This window comes from Hydrotalea sp. AMD, from assembly GCF_004100315.1.
GTDB classification, from domain to species: Bacteria; Bacteroidota; Bacteroidia; order Chitinophagales; family Chitinophagaceae; genus Hydrotalea; species Hydrotalea flava.
In genome coordinates, this window is the sequence record NZ_SCKY01000058.1 from 1 (window position 1) to 4,840 (window position 4,840).

Annotated in this window: 5 protein-coding genes; 3 read left to right on the forward strand and 2 right to left on the reverse strand. The window is 40.7% G+C overall.

The window, feature by feature from the left end:
* A partial coding sequence (locus EO766_RS17715) for a BatD family protein (protein ID WP_287101716.1) occupies positions 1 to 760 on the reverse strand: 760 nt, incomplete at its 3' end.
* Between the two features lie 109 nt (positions 761 to 869).
* Between EO766_RS17715 and EO766_RS17720 the strand changes: the two genes are divergently transcribed.
* The 3 genes from EO766_RS17720 (at position 870) to EO766_RS17730 (ending at position 3,885) form a co-directional block, all read left to right on the forward strand.
* Positions 870 to 2,006: a formimidoylglutamase gene (locus tag EO766_RS17720; protein WP_074417521.1), complete on the forward strand. Its 1,137-nt coding sequence runs from the start codon at positions 870 to 872 to the stop codon at positions 2,004 to 2,006.
* Between the two features lie 9 nt (positions 2,007 to 2,015).
* Positions 2,016 to 3,392, forward strand: a complete 1,377-nt coding sequence (locus tag EO766_RS17725) for a D-alanyl-D-alanine carboxypeptidase/D-alanyl-D-alanine-endopeptidase (RefSeq protein WP_074417522.1) — start codon at positions 2,016 to 2,018, stop codon at positions 3,390 to 3,392.
* 367 nt (positions 3,393 to 3,759) lie between these two features.
* A complete protein-coding gene (locus EO766_RS17730) occupies positions 3,760 to 3,885 on the forward strand; it encodes a DUF262 domain-containing protein (RefSeq protein WP_218058106.1) in 126 nt (41 codons plus the stop codon).
* Between the two features lie 272 nt (positions 3,886 to 4,157).
* On the opposite strand, the gene EO766_RS17735 is transcribed toward EO766_RS17730, so the two are convergent.
* The coding region (locus EO766_RS17735) for a DNA mismatch repair MutL family protein (protein WP_502697238.1) at positions 4,158 to 4,840 on the reverse strand (683 nt) is incomplete at its 5' end.

Here is a 4,840-nt window from a genome sequence, read left to right on the forward strand (position 1 = left end):
GTATTAGTTGTACTTTTCTAATAATGAAAGTATTGTATCGTTTGCCCTTCCATTGTTTTGTTTCTGAACGCAAATCCTGTGTAGTCATTTCATACACCGTGCATCCATTAAATGCCGGTTGCTGAATCAGTTTAGCCGAAGTACGCAACCGGGAATACAGGGTATAGGTTACTAAAATGGGTTCGCCTACCACGCATTTGTTTTTACTGGCTTCCACCCGCACAAAAATATTTTTCTTCATTTTTTGCGCAGCATCTTCACCCGGAAACAAAATAGCATTACGTTCAATACCCGTAGTTTCCTCTTCTTCATCAGGTTCAAAAAAACCGCCCGGCATTTGTACTCCTGCCGCCTGTGGGGTATGATGGGCAGGTATTTGCTGTTGTACTATAATGGTAAGTGGCTGGCATTGTAATGTTGTGTTTTGAATGTGCAGGTTGGCAGCAGGTAATTGTAGTTGGCCTGTTTTTAATGGCTGCAACAAAAAAATAAAACTACTTTCAGAATGATAGGTACCATTGGCATATACCTGTTGCGTCTGAAAACCGGGGCCTGCAATCATTTTCCAGTTGTTGAAATCAGGTGCTTCTAAATCGTTCATCTCCGCTAAACCGGCATAGGTATAACTTACCTGCAGGGTTTCTTTTAATCCAATAGTGGTATAAGTGGTATTAATTTTAAAATTGCTTTGTGCAATAATAGAAACGCCGGGCAGTGTCAATAAACCAATGAGTAAATAATATTTTAACAAATGAAACATAGCTGCTAAACAAAAATAAAGCCTTACGGGTATGCTTTCACTAAAATCTGGTTAATATGGGGTTAAATCATATGGCACAATGATGTATGTTTGTTGAAAATATTGGCGCATGAATGTTGAAAGTTTGGTTGAATTTTTAGAACCTGTACCCATTGATATCATTGCGAATGAACAAACGTATTTAGATTCACAAATTGGTGGACAGGTAGATATGTATGTTGCCGATGCTACTTTTCCCGATGTAGAAGCCGCCGATGTGGTATTGGTGGGTTGTAATGATATGCGTGGAGCCAGTATTCATAGCCACTCATCCGGTGCCGATGCGGTTCGCGAAGCATTTTATCAATTGTTTTATTGGCATAAAGAAATAAAAATTGCCGACCTCGGTACAGTAAAGCGTGGCGCCACTTTGGTCGATTCGTATGCTGCATTAAAAACTGTAGTGCTTGAGTTAATGGCAAAAGGGAAAAAAGTAATGGTGATCGGCGGTTCGCACGACCAAACTTTAGCCTTATATCAGGCCTTTGCCGATATGCAAAAAATTATTGACGTGGTTTGTGTAGATGCGGTGATTGACTTAAATATGGATAGCCCTGCCCCAGCCGACCAATTTTTAATACAAATGTTAACGGCCGAACCCAATTTTCTAAAACATTATAACCATCTTGGCTTTCAGAGTTATTTAACGCACCCCAATATGCTGCAAACCATCGATAAATTGCGGTTCGATTGTGTGCGGGTAGGTGTGGTGAAAGAAAATATAGAAGAAGTAGAACCAGCAATTCGCAATGCACAATTGTTCAGCTTCGATATGTCGGCTATTCAGCATGCACATGCACCGGCCAATTGGTTAACCCCTAATGGTTTTACCGGCGAAGAAGCCTGTAAACTTATGCAGTTTGCAGGAATGAGTCATACCGTGCAGGTAATGGGTATTTTTGGTTATAATGTAGAACAAGATACCCATCATCTTACCGCTAAACAAATAGCACACATGTTATGGTATATGTTGGATGGGATGCTGAAAAGCAGGCAGGAAGCCCGGTTTGAAGAAAAAGAACACTTTAATTCTTTTCACTTAGCCTTTGCAGAATTTGATACCGTGTTTATGCAAAGCAAAAAAACAGGCCGTTGGTGGATGCAGACTTTTGATGGCAAATTTATTCCCTGCAGTAAAATGGATTATATTATTGCCTGCACCGATGAAATACCCGAACGCTGGTTACGTTATGCGGAACGCTTATAAAATGCAATCATGGAAATAAAAGATGCACTGCTCCAAAAGCTTCAATCTTTGTTGATTATTTTTTTTGCTGTTATTGGTTTTACTGCTTGTATTACCCATAAAAAAATACAGGCATCTCCCACCCATGCGGCAGCAGATATTCAGCAAACCATCATTACACAAACGGCTAATCCGTTAGATAGTTTGTTAAATAATCCGGCACTGAAAGGCGCTCAGGCAGGTATTTGTATTGCTCCGGCTGATAGTGGTAATTATTGGTTGCAATACCAGGCCGATAAATATTTTATTCCAGCCAGTAACATGAAATTGTTCACCTGTTATGCCGCTATGCAATATCTGGGTGATAGCTTAACCGCCTTGCGGTATGTAGATAAAGGCAATGGCACTGTTGAGGTAGAGCCTAATGGCGACCCCTCTTTCCTTGTCTCCGATTTTGCCGTTCAGCCCGTATTTCAGTTTTTACAACAACAAAAAAATATCCTGATTACCACTGCTAACTGGAAAGATGAGCCATTAGGCGCCGGCTGGGCATGGGATGATTATACCGAAGATTATATGGCAGAACGTTCTGCTATGCCCGTTTACGGCAATGTGGCTAAGTTTACTTACGGAGGAGTAATGCCTGCCTGTTTTGAAAATAAGATCAATAATCCCTATCAAATCCGTTCTCGTTTCTATGCCATTAAAAGAGGCATTGGCAATAACAACTTCGAGATGATACCTTCCGGAAGGGAAATCAAAAGTATTCAGGTACCATTTTTTACGGCACAAAACGGGTTACTCGCACAGCTCTTAACCGATACCCTGCATGTGCCGGTATCAGAAAGTAATTTTACACTCAACCGCCTCCTGCCCGATGTGCAACGCATCCATTCCCAACCCACCGATTCACTGCTCAAAATCATGATGCATAGAAGCGATAATTTTTTTGCTGAGCAAAGTTTATTAATGGTGGGTAATGAATTATTGGGCGAAATGAATGACAAAAAAATTATTAATCATTTATTGCAAACCGATTTTGCCAACCTGCCCCAAAAACCCAAATGGGTAGATGGCAGCGGCTTAAGCCGTTATAACTTAGTTACACCTGCCGACCTAGTTACTGTTTTACAGAAAATGAAAAGCAGTTTTGGTATGGCACGGCTCTCAGCTATTTTACCTTCCGCCAATGCGGGTACGCTAAGTGGATATTATAAACCCTTTGCCGGCAATTTATTGGCCAAAACAGGAACGCTCAGCAACCATGTGTCCATTAGCGGCTATGTAACTACCGCGTCCGGAAAACCCATTGTATTTTCGGTATTGGTGAATAATCATGTAAGCAGTGCCGCTGCGGTTAGAAGGGCAGTAGAAAGCTATCTGACTGCTTATATTCGTTCCCATTAACAAAATAAACGTGTCTATATGGTGGTGGAAAAAGCTTAAATAAGGCTTTATTATGCCAACCTGTTGTACAGATTATCCCAACATAAGCCCCATTATATTAGAGCGGCTTGTAACCGGCTTATCTAAAAATTGGAAAGCGTTTTCTATGTTGCAGTAATGCTGATTTTTGGCTGCCTATTTTGCAAAGGATAAATAGGCTAACCTACAGTTGTTTGAAAGAATGTGTTGCAATGGATGAATGAACCCGGAACAGGCATTGCATGATTGACAAGTTGGTGTATGAAGTAGCGGACGAAGATTTGGCGTTGAAAGCTTTGCAAGTAGCCGGGGCAAAGGTAAAATATCAGAAAAGTAATAAAAAGAATTTATGAAAGATATTCAAGGAACATCAAATAAAACTTACCGCCAATTAATGGGCAATGGGTTGCGTTATGAAATCCCAAAATTTCAACGTGATTACACTTGGGAAGCGGAACATTGGGATGACTTATGACAAGATATTAGAGCCTTATTATCAAACGAGGACAATGAGCATTATATGGGTTATTTAGTGCTTCAAACCTCTGATAACAAAGAATAGAGACTGACAGACAAAGTTTCATTACACCATAACCTGTATTTAAAGTTAGAAAGAATGACCGGCAAAGATGCTGCCTCACACCTCCCCGGTCAGTAAGCATAACGCTTTACAGTTAATATAAAATTCTTAACAAGCGAATAAAACACTACCAATGCTTATGTACACTTACAACACTTCTATTTCCCTCAACTCTTCCCAAACATGCGGTCTAAATAATCTTCTTTAAATTCTAAAAATGTAGGGCTGCCATTAACGGTATAATTCGGCGTTTCGCATTGCAATAAATCGTAGATGAGTTGTTGCATTTCTTGTTGCCCCAATGCCTTCCCCGCTTTAATGGCCTGCTGGCGGCACATGCAGCGTACTAATTTTTCGCGTTTACTGAATTTAATATCGCTGCTAAAATGTTTAAACTGTTCAATCAGTAATTCAATGGCTCTTTTTTCATTGCCCTGTAACACATCGGCCGGTGTGCCTTGTATTACAAAAGTGTTGTTGCCAAAGGCTTCTAACTGAAAACCTAGTTTAGCTAATTCGGGCAATAAATCGGCTAGTAATGCGGCATCGGCAGCCGATAATTCTACAGTAGAAGGGAACAAACTTTTTTGTGCGGCTACCGGTTTTACGTGCAAAGCAGCCTGGTATTTTTCATACAATACCCGTTCATGTGCCAATTGCTGGTGCAATAACACAAAGCCGCTGGTGGTGGGTGCAATGATATAGGTTTGGTGCAATTGCAACAAGGGTGCATCGGGCAGTAAGGTAAATATTGTTTTCTTTTCTGCAGCCGGTTGCCAAAGTGGTGCGTCAATACCCAATATTTCTGATGAATTTGCTGCAGCGGGTTTTTCAAAAAATGAACGCCAGT

Bases quoted from the DNA above. Each gene is read 5' to 3' on its own strand.
- EO766_RS17720 (WP_074417521.1), top strand. From the start codon at position 870: ATGAATGTTGAAAGTTTGGTTGAATTTTTAGAACCTGTACCCATTGAT.
- EO766_RS17725 (WP_074417522.1), top strand. From the start codon at position 2,016: ATGGAAATAAAAGATGCACTGCTCCAAAAGCTTCAATCTTTGTTGATT.
- EO766_RS17730 (WP_218058106.1), top strand. From the start codon at position 3,760: ATGAAAGATATTCAAGGAACATCAAATAAAACTTACCGCCAATTAATG.